A 16,284-nucleotide genomic window follows, 5' to 3' on the forward strand; every position below is an offset into this window, starting at 1 on the left:
GGCAAGCCGGGCAACCCGAACGAATGGGATCGACTCCGACGCATCGGGACGGGCCGCGCTAGGGTCTGGGCAACCACACCTCGATCGCACCGGGATCGGCGTTGATCGGGCGAGGCAGCAGCTTGACGACCCAGGGCTGCCCGGTCGGCGTCGGCGCGGTCTGGACCAGGGCCAGCGCACAAGGCCGCGATGACTCCTCGCGGATGACCACGGTCGGGGCCGGATGGCCCACGGGGGGCGCCCTGCCCTGGCGCCGCGAAGTGCTGAGCACGTCCTCGATCGGCGGCACGGACGCGCCCAGTTCGCGCCACGGCCCGCGCCACAACCGTGCCTTGTCGCGGAACGCGGTGCCGTAGGTCTGGATGTAGACGACGGCGCCTTCGCAGACATCGGGTGGGATCGGCGCCGGTGCGCCGGCCGAGCCGGCTGAACCCGTCGAGGGCGCATAGGGCGGCGGCGCGGCCGCCACGCGCGTCTCGCCGCGCCACCCCGCCACCAGGTCTCGCATCCGCACTGCAATGGCAAAGGGCTCCGGGAGGATGCCGCTGCAGTTCTGCTTCGACCCGGTCTGCCCCGTGTAGTCGCGCGCCCAATAGCGCGGCGCGCACGGCTGGGCCGGTGGAGGCTGCAGGCAGTCGATGCCGTTGCCCGGGTCGAGCAGGCGCGCACAGGCTGGCGCACGCTCCTCCGCGGCTTCATTCGTGCAGGCCTGCTTGGCGTCGTCGACGATGCGCACCGACAGGCGGAAATTCGCCATGAAGTTGTCGCTGCCTTCACGGCACAACAAATCGCCCGTGCGCAGCAGTTCGGCCGCCAGCAGGGCCGGTGCATCACCACCACCGGTCCCGCTGCGCAGGTGTGCCCAGCGTTCGGTGAGATCCTTGAAGGCACTGTTCTCCGAGCGCTCGGCCTCCGCGCGCTGCGCGCGCCAGCTATCGATGCCCTGCCAGGCTGCCACGCCGAAGGTGGCGGCAGTGCCGATGCCGATCGACGCCGTGACGGCACCGGCCTTGAGCACCCGTGCCTGAAGGCGGCTCATCGAGCCTACCGCGGCTGCGGCGGCGCTGTCCTTGTCGCCGGGCTTCGCGGCATGCGCGGTGGAATCCGGTTGGCCGTCGTCCGGTACGAACAGGCCCGGCGCGCCCGCCGCGACGTGCTCCAGCATTTCTTCCTCGAGCCGATCGCCGATCTCGGCGCCAAGGCGGAAGTAGCTCTCCCATTGCGCCTCGTCGAAGAACTGGTCGGTCGTCGGCTGCTGCGGAAACAGCGGATTGGCCGCCTTGAAGTTCACGAGATCCACAGGCAGCGCGGCCGACACGTTCGGCTTGACCAGCACGATCTGACCCGTGGCCCCGCTCGCGTAGCGCACCTGCGCCAGCGCAAGGCAGGCCTGGCTGCTGGGCGATGCAAGGTCGTTGAGCGAGCCAAAGGAGCCGAGGTGCGTCCAGTCGGCTCCCGGCCGCGGCTTCATGAAGGTGATCTCCGCGTTGAGATCGATGCGCGCACGGCGGATGAGGATCTCCAGGTCACAGAAACGGTAGTCCGGATCGGCTCCGCAGTCGGCGATCACGATCAGGGCCGCTTCCTGCCGCAGGAGTGCGTACGCGCCGGTGTTCTCGAAATGGCCGCCGTCGCTCAGGTACCAGTTCGCCGAGCTGCTGCCCGGGAACGCGCCGAAGCATTCGAGCAGCATGAAGCGTGTCTTCATCAGCAGGGGGCTCGCATGCACGACAGCGCCGCGTTGCGCGATGCCGGCATCGGCACTGTTCCACCAATAGCCCAGCCGCAGGCCCGCGAAGACCGACAGCGCCGAGATGCCGCGCTTGGTCAGCCTGCCGAGTCCCGGCGCAAAGGCCGCGCCCGAGATCGCGGTCCACGCGCCGAGCGAGAGCGCGCCGTCGCCATGCGCCTGCGTCCATGGCGCGCCGGCTGCCTGCATCCAGCCGCATGGCCCGATGGTGAGCGGCAGGCTCTTGCGATCGCGATTGAACAGCTTGTCCTTGGTGCCGTGCGTCTGGTTGATGCAGACGTTCGCAAAGTGAACCAGCCCGCCGTGGGACTGGGGCGCGTAGTGGAGTTGCGAGATGTCGTCATGCGAGTCGACCTCACCCACCGGGACCTGCGGCGGCTCGAGGCCCGAAACTTTGTCCGTCGGGCTCGCGCCGAGGCGGCGCGCATTGGCGGCACCGAGATAACCGCGAACGATGCGCGCCTTGTAAAACATGTGCAGCGACGAGACGTTGAGAAATGCGAAGTTCCGGCCCGTCACCAGCGCATAGGTGCCGAGGATCACGGCGATGGTGCCCAGCCATGCCCAGCCGCGCATGAAGTCCAGCCCCGCGGGCGTGAACACGGGCAGCAGCGCCACCGAATACACCACGCTCACCCACCACGCCGCCAGGCAGAAGGCCAGCACCAGACCGAGCAGGCTCGCAAGCGACATCACCAGGGTCTTGCCGATGCCAGGTATCTCCTGCCGGTGGGAGAGCAACATTGGCAGCACGCCCCGCAGCCCTGCGGCCACGACCAGCAGCACGGCGCCGTAGGAGATGGACTGCCGCGGTGTCTCCGCGGCCAGCCACCAGGCGCTGCGATCGAGCATGCCGAGCATCACGATCAACAGCGCCGTGTTCATCACCGACGCCAGCCAATCCGTCAGTTCGTTGCGAAGCTCGGCGGCCGATCGCACCCGGCTGCGGTACAAGACCCACAGCAGAGCGATGACCCAGCACAACGCAAAGACCTCGAATGCCGGTGCCAGCCAGGGCGGCCCGCTGTAGCGCCGCAACAGCGGCGGACCGATCCAGCATGCGCCGAGGCCGAGCGCAACCCACATCGCGACCTGAAGCAGCATCGACGAGGTCGATGGCCTGTCGCGCACCGACCAGTACGCACAAGCCAGTACCACCGACGCGATGAAGGGCCCGACGAGCGTGAACCACAGGGTCGGCCACTGCGTCGCCCATTCGACCAGCAAGCGTACGCACTGCACGCTGGTGAGCGCGCTCGCGATGTTTGCGTTGTCTGGCGAAATGCTGTTGAGGTCCACGGCCCTGAACACCGCGTCCCACAGCAGCAAGTTGGTTGCCGCGAGCACGATGCCGATCAGGCTGGCAGCGATCGCGAGTTCGATGTGCGTGCCGAGCAGGTTGCGCAGGTAGAGCGCCGCCGCAAAGAGCGTGTCGCGCATGCCGCCCGGAATCAGGTAGCGGCCATTTCCCCGCAGCCACCAGCCGAAGCGTGCGCGATCGACGTCGCCCAGCGCGCGTTCGATCTCGCGCACTTCATCGGCCGACTTGGCATTGGTGCAAAGCCGGCCGAGCGTGGCGCCGATGTAGCCGCCGCCTGAAACCGTCGACATGAGGTCGAACTTGAGCAACTGCCGGTGTGCTGCCAGCGACTTGAGCAGGCCCAGGCAGAAGGTCGCGCTGCGGATGCCGCCGCCCGACAGCGCCAGGCCCCAGGGCCGATGGCCGTCATCGGCGCCATGAAGTGCACGGCGACGCTCGGCAACCAGCTTCTGGATGGTCTCGTCCATGCGGGTCCTCGTCGTTCGGCCCCAATATTTCATGCTTGCCTCGACGCATCAATGGAGCGAACGGTCTATGCCGGACCGCAGTGCCACATTGGTTAAGCTCGCCCGGGATCGATTCGACACCGCCTTCGGGAGCCACCCTCATGACAACAAGCGCCGCGCCCGCACCACCGGCATCCACGTCGCGGCCTCCACGGCCAGGGCTGCGCGAGTGGTGCGGCGGCATCGTGGTGGCGGCGTGCGCCCTGCTCGCCAGTTGCGCCAGCCACGGCGCCTGCGAGACGCCCTACGCCGCCTCGCCACAGTTCCGGGACTGCGGGTTTCGCAATCCACCCAACCCCGATGCCCTCCCCTCGGCGAGCCAGTGGAAGATCTGGTCGCGATTCCTCGCCGGCACCAAGACCGATACGGTGCCGACCGACCCGATCCCGGTGCACCCGCTCACCCCTGCGCAACTGGATGCGCTGGACCCGCAGGCCAATCACGTGATCCGCCTGGGGCACTCGTCCCACCTGCTCAAGCTGCGCGGCAAGTTCTGGTTGATCGACCCGGTCTTCAGCGAACGCGCGTCGCCTTTCCAGTGGATCGGTCCGAAGCGCTTCCACAAGCCGCCGCTCACGCTCGAGCAATTGCCGCCGATCGAGGGGCTGATCCTCTCGCACGACCACTACGACCATCTCGACATCGCGACCATCGAATACCTCGCGAAGCGCGTGAACCGCTACTTCGTGCCGCTGGGCGTGGGCGCTCGGCTGGTGGAACTGGGCGTGCCGGCCGATCGCATTGCCGAGTTCGACTGGTGGCAGGCCGGGCAGCATGACGGCGTGCAACTCACGGCCACGCCGGCCCAGCATTTCTCGGGACGCACGCTGAACGACCGCGACAGCACGCTGTGGGCGTCGTGGGTCATCCAGAGCGGCAGCCAGCGCATCTTCTACAGCGGGGATTCCGGCTACTTCAAGGGCTTCAGCCAGATCGGCGAGCGATTCGGCGGCTTCGACCTCGCCATGATGGAAAACGGTGCCTACGATGCCTACTGGCCCGCGGTGCACATGACGCCCGAGCAAAGCGTGCAGGCGTTCCAGGACCTGCGCGGCAAGGTGCTCTTCTCGGTGCACAACAGCACCTTCGATCTCGCCTTCCACACCTGGCACGATCCGCTGGATCGCATCGCGGATCTGTCCGAGCGCCAGAAGATCGAACTTGCAACGCCGGCCATCGGCGAAGTGCTGACCGTCGGCCAGCGCCGCACCAACGTGCGCTGGTGGCAGGGCCTGAAGTAGCCCTGCCGCTGCTCGATCGCGTGGATCAGCGCCGCCGCTGGCGCTCGCGCGCGCGCCGCACCTGCCGGCTCTGCCCGGCCTCGGCGACGGCACGGGCCTGATCGGCTTTCTTCTGCCGCCGCTTGTTGGAAAGCCAGCGACCGAGCGCAAAGCTGGCAAGGCCGCTGACCACGGCGATGAGCAGACCCAGGATTCCGATGTCCATCTGAGTTCCCGTATGCCGCGCTACTGGACGCGCACGATGCTCGTCGGCTTGAAGCCGAGATCGGCCGCTTTGCCCTTGCGCGCACGGCTGGCGCGCGCGTTGTTCAACGTGCGGATCTCCAGCGTCTCCTCGCGCTCCTTGCCGCCGCGGCCGATGCCTTCGATCTTTACGCTGCGCGTGTAGGCGGCCGCACCGGCGAGCGTGTCCTTGGCTTCGAGGTCGATGAGCGTGAGCCCCCGTCCGCCCTTCGGCAGCGACTTGAGTTCGCTGATCTCGAACGTGAGGATGCGGCCGCCCGTCGAAGCGCAGGCCACGTGCGTCGCCGCCGGCAGCGGCTCGGCACCACCCGCGCCGCCGACCAGCGAGGGCCGGCACATCTGCTCGCCCTCGCCCACGTCGATGAAGGCCTTGCCGCCGCGCTGGCGCGAGATCATGTTCTCGACCGCCGCGATGAAGCCATAGCCGCCGGTGTTCGACAACAGCAGGTTCGCGCCCAGCGGGCCCGCGAAGTAATGCGCCACGTGCGTGCCGCTGTCCAGGTCGATCAGCGTGGTGACGGGCTGCCCGTCGCCACGACCGCCCGGCAGCGATGCCACCGGCACGCTGTAGACGCGCACGCCCTTGTCCTTGGCGGTGCCGAAGACGAGCAGCGTATCGACTGTTCGGCATTCGAAGGCGCCATAGAGCGCGTCGCCCGACTTGAAGCTGTATTCAGGCGGCGCGGCACCCGCCGCACGCTCGCTGGGCCATCCCTTCTGCGTGCGGACCCAGCCCTTCTGCGACACGATGACCGTGACCGGCTCGTCGACCACGCGCACTTCGGCGACGGCGCGCTTCTCGGCCTGGATCAGCGTGCGGCGCGGATCTTCGAAGCTCTTGGCGTCGGCCTCGATTTCCTTCACCAGCAGCCGGCGCAGTGCGGCCGGGCTGCCGAGGATGTCCTCGAGCTTCTTCTGTTCTTCGCGCAGGCTCTTGAGCTCCTGCTCGATCTTGATGGCTTCCAGCCGCGCGAGTTGGCGCAGGCGGATTTCCAGGATGTCCTCGGCCTGCCGATCGCTGAGGTTGAAGCGCGCGATCAGCGCAGCCTTCGGGTCCTCGGCGGCGCGGATGATGGCGATCACCTCGTCGATGTTCAGCAGCACCAGCTGCCGGCCTTCGAGGATGTGGATGCGGTCTTCCACCTTGCCGAGCCGATGGCGCGAACGCTTCTCGACCGTGATCTCGCGAAAGGCGATCCACTCATTGAGCATCTGCCGCAGCGACTTCTGCGTCGGCTTGCCGTCGATGCCCACCATCGTCAGGTTGATGGACGAGGAAGTTTCCAGCGAGGTCTGCGACAACAGCGTGGTGACGAGCTCTTCCTGGCTGATGCGCGAGGTCTTGGGCTCGAACACCAGGCGCACCGCCGCGTCCTTGCTCGACTCGTCGCGCACCACGTCGAGCACGGACAGCACCGCAGCCTTCAGCTGGGTCTGCTCGGCCGTGAGTGCCTTCTTGCCGGCGCGGATCTTGGGGTTGGTGAGCTCCTCGATTTCCTCCAGCACCTTCTGCGTGCTGACACCCGGCGGCAGTTCGTTGACCACGAGTTGCCACTGGCCGCGTGCCAGGTCCTCGATCTTCCAGCGCGCACGCACCTTGAGCGAGCCGCGTCCGGTGCGGTAGGCGTCGGCGATGTCGGCGGCACTGCTGATGATCTGAGCGCCCCCCGGATAGTCAGGGCCCGGCACGAAGGAGAACAGTTCCTCGTCGGACAGCTTGCCGTTGCTCTTGATGAGCGCCACGCAGGCGTCGGCGATCTCGCGCAGGTTGTGGCTCGGGATCTCGGTGGCCAGGCCGACCGCGATGCCGCTCGCGCCGTTGAGCAGCGCGAAAGGCAGGCGCGCGGGCAGCAGGCGCGGCTCTTCGGTCGAGCCGTCGTAGTTGGGGATGAAGTCGACCGTGCCTTCGTCGATCTCGTCGAGCAGCAGGCTCGTGATGCGGGCGAGGCGGGCTTCGGTGTAGCGCATGGCTGCTGCGCCATCGCCGTCCCGGCTGCCGAAGTTGCCCTGGCCGTCGACCAGCGGATAGCGCTGCGAGAAATCCTGCGCCATGCGCACGAGTGCGTCGTAGGCGGCCTGGTCGCTGTGCGGGTGGAAGCGGCCGAGCACGTCGCCGACCACGCGTGCGCTCTTGACGGGCTTGGCGCCCACCGTGCCGTTGGCGCCGCCGTAGCCGAGGCCCATGCGGGACATCGAATAGAGGATGCGCCGCTGCACCGGCTTCTGGCCGTCGCTGACGTCCGGCAGCGCGCGGCCCTTGACGACGCTGAGCGCGTACTCGAGGTAGGCGGTCTGCGCGTAGTCGGCCAGCGTCAGCGCGCCGTCTTCTTCAGGGCTCTGGAGATCGAGCGAAGGTTGGGAGTCCATGGAAAAAAAGTGAGAGAAGAAATGAATCGCGGGTCAGCGCACCCTTGCGCGCTCAACCCAGTGTGAATGCCTCATGCACCGCGGACTGCACGGCGCCGCCGAGGACGGCACCGCCGCCGGCGACGTAGATCCAGTCGCCGATCACGGCCGCGCCGACGGCATGGCGCGGCGTGGGCATCGGCGCGTGGCGTTGCCAGGTGTCGGTCGCCGGATCGTAGCTTTCCATTTGGCCGAAGACCTTGGCTTGGCGTGGCACGCCGCCCACGAGGATGCCGCCCTCGCCACCCATGGCGTAGTAGCGCCCGCGGTAGACCACCAGACCATGGCCCGAGCGCGCCGTGGGCAGCGGCGACCGCAGTTCCCAGGTGTCTCGCGCCGGCAGGTAGACGTGATGCAGATCGGTGTTGTATTCGAAGGTATTGAAGCGCCCGCCGATCACGTGGATCTGGCCGTTGTGCGACACGCAGCCTACGTGGTCACGTGCACCAGGCAATGCCTTGCGCGCGGACCAGCGGTCGGTCTTCGGGTCGTAGACCTCATGCCAGCCCACGCTGGCGCGCTCGCTCGCGGGCTCGGAGGCGCCGCCGATCAGGTGGATCGCGCCATCCATCACCACTGCCGCGGCTGCTCCGCGCGGGCGTGGCAAGGGCGCAATCGCCACCCAACGGTCCGCGGTGATCTCGTAGGCGTAGGCGTTGGTGTCAGACCGGCGGTTTTGCTCGACGAAACCGCCAAACGCATAGACCCGGCCGGCGTCGGCCGTGACGGCGACGTGGTTCGCGCCGCGTGGCAGTGGAGCGCCGGAGAGCCAGCGGTCGGCCGCCGGGTCGTAAATGTGGTGATAGTCGCGGTTGACCGCCCCCTCGCCGTAGCCGCCGACCACGTGCATGCGGCCGGCCGCGGCGGTCGCCCAGGCCATCTCGCTGCGCGGGATCGGCAAGGCCGCGCGCGGCACCCAACGCCCCGGCGCACCGGCCGGCGCCGGGCTCTCGGTGAAGCGCTGCGCCTCCTGCTCGGGCGTCATGTGGTGCGGCACGCCGCCCTGCAGCCGCGCGTAGGGCTCGTCGGCGGAAGGTGCCACCGGCAGCCGTGGCGATGCACCTTGCGCACGCGCGATGCCGACCACGGCGGCTGACGCAGTGGCGAGCACAAGGTTTCGACGTTGCATGGCGATTTCCTTCATCGGATCGAATGGCGCGGGCGCGCTCAAGGCACCGCGGGCGGCGCCTCGGGAATGGGCGGCATCGCCGGCAACTCCCCGGAGGCGGGCGGCATATTGCCACGACCGATGGCCCCTCCCTGCGGAACCGTCATTTCCATGCGGATGCGCGCCGGCCCCTTGCCCTTGCCACGGGGCAGGCCTGCCGATGGCTTGAGATAGGCGTAAAGCTGCAGCACGGTCTGCACGTAGTTCTGCGTCTCGGGGTAATTGGGAATCTTGTTGCCGGCACGCTGCACGGCGCCCTCGCCCGCGTTGTAGGCCGCGAGCGCCAATTCGATCTGGCCCGGGAACATGGCGATCAGGTCGCGCAGGTAGCGCGATCCGGTGGCGATGTTGATGCGCGGGTCGAAAAGCTTCTTCTCGATCGTCGCGCGAGGGTCGGCCGAGATCCCGTAGCGCTGCGCCGTCGCAGGCATCAACTGCATGAGCCCGAGCGCGCCCCTGGGCGACACCGCCTGCGCATCGAAGCCCGATTCCGTCGCGATCAGCGCCTGCAGCAGTTCGTAGTCGATGTCGTGTTTGCGCGATGCGTCGCGCAGCGCGGATTTCGCAATCTTGTAACTGGGCGAAGCTTCGAACAGCGCCAGCAAGGTCTGCGACGCTCGCGGCACCTTGCCGTCGATCGTGCCCTTGCGCGCCCGGCCCAGCGGGCTGATGCCGTTCGCGGTGTCGAAGCTCTGGCCGCCCCGAAAGAAGAGCTGGTAGCGCTCGTCGAGCTTCTCCGATGCGAAATGCGCCACGCCCTTCTGGTCGATGTAGCCATAGATGTCGGCGGCGCGGGCGGCCGACTGCCATGACAACAGCGCCAACAGCAGGGCCGGCAGCAAGCAGCCGCGAGCCAGAGCACGTGAGAAATTCATCGCCGGTGGAAGGTCAGCGCCCGTGGTGCGTCGGCAATCAGCCCGCACTGCGCCAGCGCGCAGGGTTCCCGCAAGAGGTCAACAGTCTGTCTTGAACCGTCATAAGGTGCATTGTCGTCGATGTGCCCCTGCGGCGACCGCTGGGAACAGGACAGCGCCCGCGTCCATCCAATGGGCAGAGACAACCACCATGCACAACGCCAAACCCCTTGACTCAGCCGCGTCGTCCAGCCTCCTGGCGGACGCCGAACTGGCGATGCGTGCCGCGCGAGGCGACACCCTGGCCTTCCAGCACATCATGCGTCGGCACAACCGGCTGCTGTTTCGCACCGGCCGCAGCATCCTGCAGAACGACGAGGAGACACAGGATGCGCTGCAGGAAGCCTACCTGCGGGCATGGCGTTCGCTCGCCAGCTTCAGGGCCGAGGCCAGGCTCTCCACCTGGCTGGTGCGGATCGTCGTGAACGAAGCGCTCGGAAGACTTCGCGGTCGCCGCAGCGCGCAGGTCATTCCGCTCGACACCGTCAGCGATGCTGCCGAAGCGCAAGGGGAGACATGGATGCACGCAGACCCGGACGAGCAGCCCGAACGCCAGGCGATGCGCGGCGAATTCCGCAATCTGATCGAAACCCGGATCGATGCCCTTCCGGACGCCTTTCGCACCGTGTTCGTCCTGCGCGCGGTGGAGGACATGAGCATCGAAGAGGTCGCCGCGGCCCTGGAGATTCCGGAAGCCACGGTAAGGAGCCGCTTCTTCCGAGCGCGCGGCCTCTTGCGCGAAGCGCTGTCGCGCGAGGTCGATCTTGCGATCGGCGATGCATTCTCGTTCGCGGGCAAGCGCTGCGACGACATCGTCGCCCACGTGATGTCCGCGATCGCCGGCGACGCATCGAGCCCACGGCCGCACCCGTGAATCCAATCACAAGGAGACTGTCATGTCCTTCTTTCAGATGCCCACGCCCATCGCCGCGCGCCGCCTTTTCCTGGGCCGTTCCGGCCTCGTGCTGTCAGGCGCCGCAGTCGCGCTTCTGGCCGGCAAGGATGCCCTGGCGGCCAAGGCGGACGGGGACACTGCCGGGGACGTGCAGATCCTCAACACTGCGCTCGGCGCGGAACTCGAAGCCATCGCGGCCTACCAGGTTGGCGCGGAAAGCAAGCTCCTCGAGAAGCCCGTGCTCGATCTCGCCGTGACCTTCCAGGGGCACCACAGGGCGCATGCGGCCATGCTGGCGGGGACGGTCGCGAAACTGGGCGGCAAGCCTGTGCTCGCAAAGAGCAAGTACGACTTCCCGGTCGAGCAGTTGAAGTCGCAAGCGGACGTGCTCCGCTTCGCGGCCAAGCTGGAGCAAGGCGCCGTCAGCGCCTACCTGGGTGCCGTGCCGCTGTTCGGCGATCGCGACCTCTCGAAGGCCGCAGCGAGCATCCTCGGCGACGAAGCCATGCACTGGGCCGTGCTGCGCCAGGCGCTCGGCGAGGTACCGGTGGTTCCATCGGCCTTCATGTCCTGAACCCGCCGGACGACGAGGGCACGCGGACCCGCCACCAGCTCAAGCAGGCCAACGGATCGCCCGAATGCCGCCGGTAGGCAAGCTCAGACGTCCACCTCGACGTCGTCCGCGCGCAATTCCATCAGTTCACGCCGCGCGGCGGCCTCGCCCTTGCCCATGAGCTTGGTGATCTCGCCCTGCGTGCCCAGCACGTCGAAGCGTCCCAGGCGCACCTGCAGCAGGCGTCGCGTGTCGGGATTGAGCGTGGTCTCCCACAACTGTTCGGCGCTCATTTCGCCCAGGCCCTTGAAGCGGCTGATGCTCCACGCACCTTCACGCACGCCGTCCTTGCGCAGCTTGTCGAGGATGGCGGTGAGCTCGCCCTCGTCCAGCGCGTAGACCTTCGAGGCCGGCTTCTTGCCGCGCGCCGGTGCGTCGACGCGGAACAGAGGCGGCTTGGCGACGTACACGTGCCCCGTCTCGATCAGCTTCGGGAAGTGACGGAAGAACAAGGTGAGCAGCAGCACCTGGATGTGCGACCCATCCACGTCGGCATCGCTCAGGATGCAGACCTTGCCGTAGCGCAGGCCGGACATGTCGGGCGTATCGTCCGGCCCGTGCGGATCGACGCCGATCGCGACGGAGATGTCGTGGATTTCCGTGTTGGCGAAAAGCCTGTCGCGCTCGACCTCCCAGGTGTTGAGCACCTTGCCGCGCAGGGGAAGGATGGCCTGGCTTTCCTTGTCCCGTCCCATCTTGGCACTGCCGCCGGCGGAGTCGCCCTCGACCAGGAAGACCTCGTTGTGCGCAATGTCCTTGCTCTCGCAGTCGGTCAGCTTGCCCGGCAGCACGGCCACGCCGGAGCCCTTGCGCTTCTCGACCTTCTGGCCGGCCTTCTGGCGCGTCTGCGCGGCCTTGATGGCCAGTTCGGCGAGCTTCCTGCCGTAGTCGACGTGCTGGTTGAGCCACAGCTCCAGCGCCGGCCGCACGAAGCTCGACACCAGCCGCACGGCATCGCGCGAATTGAGCCGTTCCTTGATCTGTCCCTGGAATTGCGGGTCGAGCACCTTGGCCGAGAGCACGTACGACGCGCGTGCGAAGACGTCCTCAGGCAGCAGTTTCACGCCCTTGGGCAACAGCGAATGCAGTTCGATGAAGCTCTTGACCGCGTTGAACAGGCCATCGCGCAACCCGCTTTCATGCGTGCCGCCGGCGCTCGTGGGGATCAGGTTGACGTAGCTCTCGCGCACCGGCTGGCCGTCTTCCGTGAAGGCCACGCACCATTCGGCGCCTTCGCCCTCGGCAAAGTTGTCGGCATTCTTGTCGGCATGGCCCGCGCCTTCGAAGAGCGGGATCACCGGGTCGCCGTTGAGCGTCTGCATCAGGTAGTCGCGCAGTCCGCCCTTGTAGAGCCAGGTCTGGGTTTCCTTGGTCTTCTCGACCACCAGCGTCACCGTGACGCCGGGCATCAGCACCGCCTTGCTGCGCAGCAGATGCGTGAGTTCGTTGATCGGCAGCGCCGGGGATTCGAAGTACTTGGCGTCCGGCCATGCGCGCACCGTCGTGCCTTGCCGGCGGTCGCGCGGACCATCGCCGTTGGAAGCGGCTGCGCTTTCCTGCGGCCGGAGCTTGAGCGGCTCGACCACATCGCCGGCCGAGAACGCGATCTGCGCCACCGAGCCTTCGCGATAAGAGGTCACCTCCAGACGCTTCGACAGCGCATTGGTCACCGAGACGCCGACGCCGTGCAAGCCGCCCGAGAAGCTGTAGGCGCCGCCCGAGCCCTTGTCGAACTTGCCGCCCGCGTGCAGCCGGGTGAACACCAGCTCGACCACGGGGGCCTTTTCCTCCGGGTGCAATCCGAAGGGAATGCCGCGGCCGTCGTCCTCGACGCTGACGGAGCCGTCCGCATGGAGGGTGACCTTGATCTTCTTGCCGTACCCCGCCAGCGCCTCGTCGGCGGCGTTGTCCAGTACTTCCTGAATGATGTGCAGCGGGTTGTCGGTGCGGGTGTACATGCCCGGCCGCTGCTTGACGGGCTCGAGGCCCTTGAGGACGCGAATCGACGCCTCGCCGTAACTGCCTGGTTCCTTGCTTGCCATGGCGCGGGATTCTAGGCGTTGGTCTCGTGGCCACCCGGGCGCTTTCGGGGCGAGGCGTTCGTCGATCGCATCAAAGTCGCTCGAAAATTTCACCAATCTCCAATGGGAGCGCCGCCGACGCAGGGCCTGGCTTTTCGGTACATTTGCCCGGGATGACTTCCTCCTCCAGCCAGCCTCTCAGCCTCAAGCAGGTCCTTGTTTGCGGCGCCATGATCGTCACGTTGTCGATGGGCATCCGCCACGGCTTCGGGCTCTGGCTCCAGCCGATCACGCAGGAACAAGGCTGGTCGCGGCAAACCTTCTCCTTTGCGATCGCCATTCAAAACCTGTCATGGGGCGTGATCGGCGTGTTCGCGGGGATGCTGGCGGACAAGCTGGGCGCGTTTCGCGTCCTGCTGGCGGGCGCGGCACTCTATTCGCTGGGCTTGGTCGGCATGGCGCTGTCTCCGACGCCGCTGATGTTCGCGCTTTCGGCGGGCGTCCTGATCGGCGCCGCGCAGGCCGGCACGACGTACGCCGTCATCTACGGCGTCATCGGCCGCCAGATCCCTGCCGAAAAGCGCTCCTGGGCGATGGGCGTCGCCGCAGCGGCCGGCTCCTTTGGCCAGTTCCTGATGGTGCCCGTGGAGGGCCAGTTGATCGCCCGCCTCGGCTGGCAGACCGCGCTGCTCGTGCTGGCCGCGATGGTGCTCCTCATCGTGCCGCTGGCTTTCGGGCTGCGCGAGCCCCGGCACGAAACGACCACCCATGTGCGCCGCAGCCAGACCATCATGCAGGCCATGCAGGAGGCCTTCAGGTACCCCAGCTTCGTGCTGCTGACGGCCGGCTATTTCGTCTGCGGCTTCCAGGTGGTGTTCATCGGCGTGCACATGCCGAGCTACCTGCGAGACAAGGGTCTGTCGCCCGAGGTCGCGAGCTACGCGCTGGCGCTGATCGGGCTGTTCAATGTGTTCGGCACCTACATCGCAGGCTCGCTGGGCGCACGGCTGGCCAAGCGCAAGCTGCTGGCGGCGATCTACATCAGCCGGGCGGTGGCGATCGCGCTGTTCCTGATCGTTCCGATCTCGCCGCTGACCGTGTACGTCTTTGCCAGCGTGATGGGCTTCCTGTGGCTTTCGACCGTGCCGCTCACGAGCGGCATCGTGGCCCAGATCTTCGGAGTGGCGCACCTGTCGATGCTGGGCGGCATCGTGTTCCTGAGCCATCAGGTCGGCTCGTTCCTCGGCGTCTGGCTCGGCGGCTACCTCTACGACCGCACCGGCAGCTACGACCTGGTCTGGTACATCGCCATTGCGCTGGGCGTATGCGCGGCGCTGATCAACCTGCCGGTGAAGGAAGGCGCGATCGCGCGCCCGACGCCGCAACCGGCCTGAGCACGGCCATGTCCGACCTCACACGCCATCGCCTCGTGCAAGCCGGCTGGCTGGGCGTGGCTGCTTTGGCCCTGGCGGCGGTGTTCGCGCTTTACACGCGTCCGGCGTTCCTCGTGACGCTGATCGACCAGATCTGGGCCTGTTTTTGAACCATTCGACGCTCGCGCCTTCACCCTGGATCGTGCGCTGGTCCCACCTGCCGGCGCCCGGCGCCACGGTGCTGGACGTGGCCTGCGGCTCTGGGCGACACATGCACTGGTTCGCCGAACGCGGCCATCCGACGATTGGCGTGGACCGGTCGCCGGAAGCGGTCGCTGCCGCGGCGCCCTTCGGCCGAACGGTGCTGGCCGACATCGAATCCGGGCCCTGGCCATTCGCAGGGCAGGCTTTCGGTGCGGTGATCGTCACCAACTACCTCTGGCGGGCACGGATGGCCGACATCGTGGCCGCCGTCGCGCCCGGGGGCGTGCTGCTGTACGAAACCTTCGCCGCAGGCAACGAAACCGTCGGCAAGCCGTCGCGGCCGGACTTCCTGCTGCAGCCGGGCGAACTGCTCGTTGCCTGTGCAGGCCTGCGCGTCGTCGCGTACGAAGACGGGTACCTTGCCGAACCGGACCGCTTCGTCCAGCGCATCGCGGCCGTCCGGCCTGCGAGTTCAGCCGCCTCGACTCCGCCGCGTCATCCGCTGGAGCCCCGCTAGCCAGCCTCTCTGCGAGCCTCGCCGGGCCGCCCCGGGCAAACCCGCGCGGAAGGGGGCCGAGTTAGTAGAATGTCTGCTTTTCGTCCACCGACAAAGAGATTTCCCTTGGAGCAACTGACAGGCAGCATCGTCGCGCTCGTCACGCCGATGCATGACGACGGCAGTGTCGACTATCCCGCCCTGCGCCGGCTGATCGACTGGCACATTGACGAAGGCACCGATTGTCTCGGCGTGGTCGGCACCACCGGCGAATCGCCGACGGTCGACGTCGAGGAGCATTGCGAGATCATTCGCGTCTCGGTCGAACAGGCCCGCGGCCGCGTTCCCGTGATGGCGGGCTGCGGCGCCAATTCCACCAAGGAAGCCATCGAACTCGCCAAGTTCGCCAAGGGCGTCGGTGCCGATTGCCAGCTCCAGGTGGTGCCCTACTACAACAAGCCGACGCAGGAAGGCCAGTACCAGCACTTCAAGGCGATCGCCGAAGCGGTGGGCGACCTCCCCACCGTGCTCTACAACGTGCCCGGCCGCACCGTCGCCGATATGGCACACGACACGGTGCTTCGACTGGCCCAGGTGCCCGGCATCATCGGCATCAAGGAAGCGACCGGCAACATCGAGCGTGCGCAGTGGCTCATCCGCGACCTGCCGAAGTCCTTCGCCGTGTATTCCGGCGACGACCCGACCGCAGTCGCGCTGATGCTGTGCGGCGGCCAGGGCAACATCAGCGTCACGGCCAACGTTGCACCGCGCAAGATGCACGAACTGTGCATGGCCGCCATTGCCGGCGACGTCAAGCGCGCGATGCAGATCCAGTTCGAGCTGATGCCCTTGCATCGTCATCTCTTCGTCGAACCCAATCCGATTCCGGTCAAGTGGGCCATGGCACGGCTGGGGCTGTGCGGCGGCGCATTGCGCCTGCCACTCACCCCGCTCGCCGAATCCGGCCGGCCAGTGGTCGAGTCCGCACTGCGCGCCAGCGGCCTGCTCAAGGACTGATCCCATCTTTACCGTGCCGTCGACGAACGCCGGCAACCTTTTGCCCTGGCTGCGCTCTGAAACTGCGGGCGCCGCGGCGGCTCACTGATTGAGTTAGATATTCCAAGAAGGAAGAC

The 16,284-nt window shown here is 67.3% G+C and carries 13 protein-coding genes; 7 read left to right on the top strand and 6 right to left on the bottom strand.

The window, feature by feature from the left end:
- Window positions 1-58 precede the first annotated feature (58 nt).
- Window positions 59-3,538 (bottom strand): patatin-like phospholipase family protein, encoded by a 3,480-nt coding sequence (locus tag QTH90_RS18080; RefSeq protein WP_286665943.1) that lies wholly within the window; start codon window positions 3,536-3,538, stop codon window positions 59-61.
- A 140-nt stretch (window positions 3,539-3,678) separates the two neighbouring features.
- On the opposite strand from QTH90_RS18080, the gene QTH90_RS18085 reads away from it, so the two are divergent.
- On the top strand, window positions 3,679-4,818 hold the full coding sequence (locus QTH90_RS18085) for an MBL fold metallo-hydrolase (protein WP_286665944.1): 1,140 nt from the start codon (window positions 3,679-3,681) through the stop codon (window positions 4,816-4,818).
- Window positions 4,819-4,843: 25 nt separating this feature from the next.
- On the opposite strand, the gene QTH90_RS18090 is transcribed toward QTH90_RS18085, so the two are convergent.
- From QTH90_RS18090 to QTH90_RS18105, 4 genes are read right to left on the bottom strand one after another with little or no spacing between them, the layout of a single operon-like run.
- Window positions 4,844-5,023, bottom strand: coding sequence for a hypothetical protein (locus QTH90_RS18090; protein WP_286665945.1), 180 nt, complete (start codon window positions 5,021-5,023; stop codon window positions 4,844-4,846).
- Between the two features lie 20 nt (window positions 5,024-5,043).
- Window positions 5,044-7,428: a DNA topoisomerase IV subunit A gene (gene parC / locus QTH90_RS18095; RefSeq protein ID WP_286665946.1), complete on the bottom strand. Its 2,385-nt coding sequence runs from the start codon at window positions 7,426-7,428 to the stop codon at window positions 5,044-5,046.
- A 52-nt stretch (window positions 7,429-7,480) separates the two neighbouring features.
- On the bottom strand, window positions 7,481-8,596 hold the full coding sequence (locus QTH90_RS18100) for a Kelch repeat-containing protein (RefSeq protein WP_286665947.1): 1,116 nt from the start codon (window positions 8,594-8,596) through the stop codon (window positions 7,481-7,483).
- 38 nt (window positions 8,597-8,634) lie between these two features.
- Window positions 8,635-9,510: a lytic transglycosylase domain-containing protein gene (locus QTH90_RS18105; protein ID WP_286665948.1), complete on the bottom strand. Its 876-nt coding sequence runs from the start codon at window positions 9,508-9,510 to the stop codon at window positions 8,635-8,637.
- Window positions 9,511-9,700: 190 nt separating this feature from the next.
- Between QTH90_RS18105 and QTH90_RS18110 the strand changes: the two genes are divergently transcribed.
- A complete protein-coding gene (locus tag QTH90_RS18110) occupies window positions 9,701-10,423 on the top strand; it encodes an RNA polymerase sigma factor (protein WP_286665949.1) in 723 nt (240 codons plus the stop codon).
- A gap of 22 nt (window positions 10,424-10,445) precedes the next feature.
- On the top strand, window positions 10,446-11,018 hold the full coding sequence (locus QTH90_RS18115; RefSeq protein ID WP_286665950.1) for a ferritin-like domain-containing protein: 573 nt from the start codon (window positions 10,446-10,448) through the stop codon (window positions 11,016-11,018).
- Between the two features lie 83 nt (window positions 11,019-11,101).
- On the opposite strand, the gene QTH90_RS18120 is transcribed toward QTH90_RS18115, so the two are convergent.
- On the bottom strand, window positions 11,102-13,099 hold the full coding sequence (locus QTH90_RS18120) for a DNA topoisomerase IV subunit B (RefSeq protein WP_286665951.1): 1,998 nt from the start codon (window positions 13,097-13,099) through the stop codon (window positions 11,102-11,104).
- Window positions 13,100-13,251: 152 nt separating this feature from the next.
- Between QTH90_RS18120 and QTH90_RS18125 the strand changes: the two genes are divergently transcribed.
- The 4 genes from QTH90_RS18125 to dapA all read left to right on the top strand — a co-directional run bounded on the left by QTH90_RS18125 (window position 13,252) and on the right by dapA (window position 16,168).
- Window positions 13,252-14,472, top strand: coding sequence for an MFS transporter (locus tag QTH90_RS18125; RefSeq protein WP_286665952.1), 1,221 nt, complete (start codon window positions 13,252-13,254; stop codon window positions 14,470-14,472).
- An 8-nt stretch (window positions 14,473-14,480) separates the two neighbouring features.
- Window positions 14,481-14,621 carry a hypothetical protein gene (locus tag QTH90_RS18130; RefSeq protein WP_286665953.1) on the top strand — a complete coding sequence of 47 codons (141 nt, stop codon included), beginning with the start codon at window positions 14,481-14,483 and terminating at the stop codon, window positions 14,619-14,621.
- Window positions 14,618-15,172: a class I SAM-dependent methyltransferase gene (locus tag QTH90_RS18135; protein WP_286665954.1), complete on the top strand. Its 555-nt coding sequence runs from the start codon at window positions 14,618-14,620 to the stop codon at window positions 15,170-15,172. The genes QTH90_RS18130 and QTH90_RS18135 overlap by 4 nt, the downstream gene beginning before the upstream one ends.
- A 69-nt stretch (window positions 15,173-15,241) precedes the next feature.
- Window positions 15,242-16,168, top strand: a complete 927-nt coding sequence (gene dapA, locus QTH90_RS18140) for a 4-hydroxy-tetrahydrodipicolinate synthase (protein WP_286665955.1) — start codon at window positions 15,242-15,244, stop codon at window positions 16,166-16,168.
- Window positions 16,169-16,284: the final 116 nt, after the last annotated feature.

Source organism: Variovorax flavidus (genome assembly GCF_030317145.1).
In the GTDB taxonomy this organism is placed as follows: domain Bacteria; phylum Pseudomonadota; class Gammaproteobacteria; order Burkholderiales; family Burkholderiaceae_C; genus Variovorax; species Variovorax flavidus.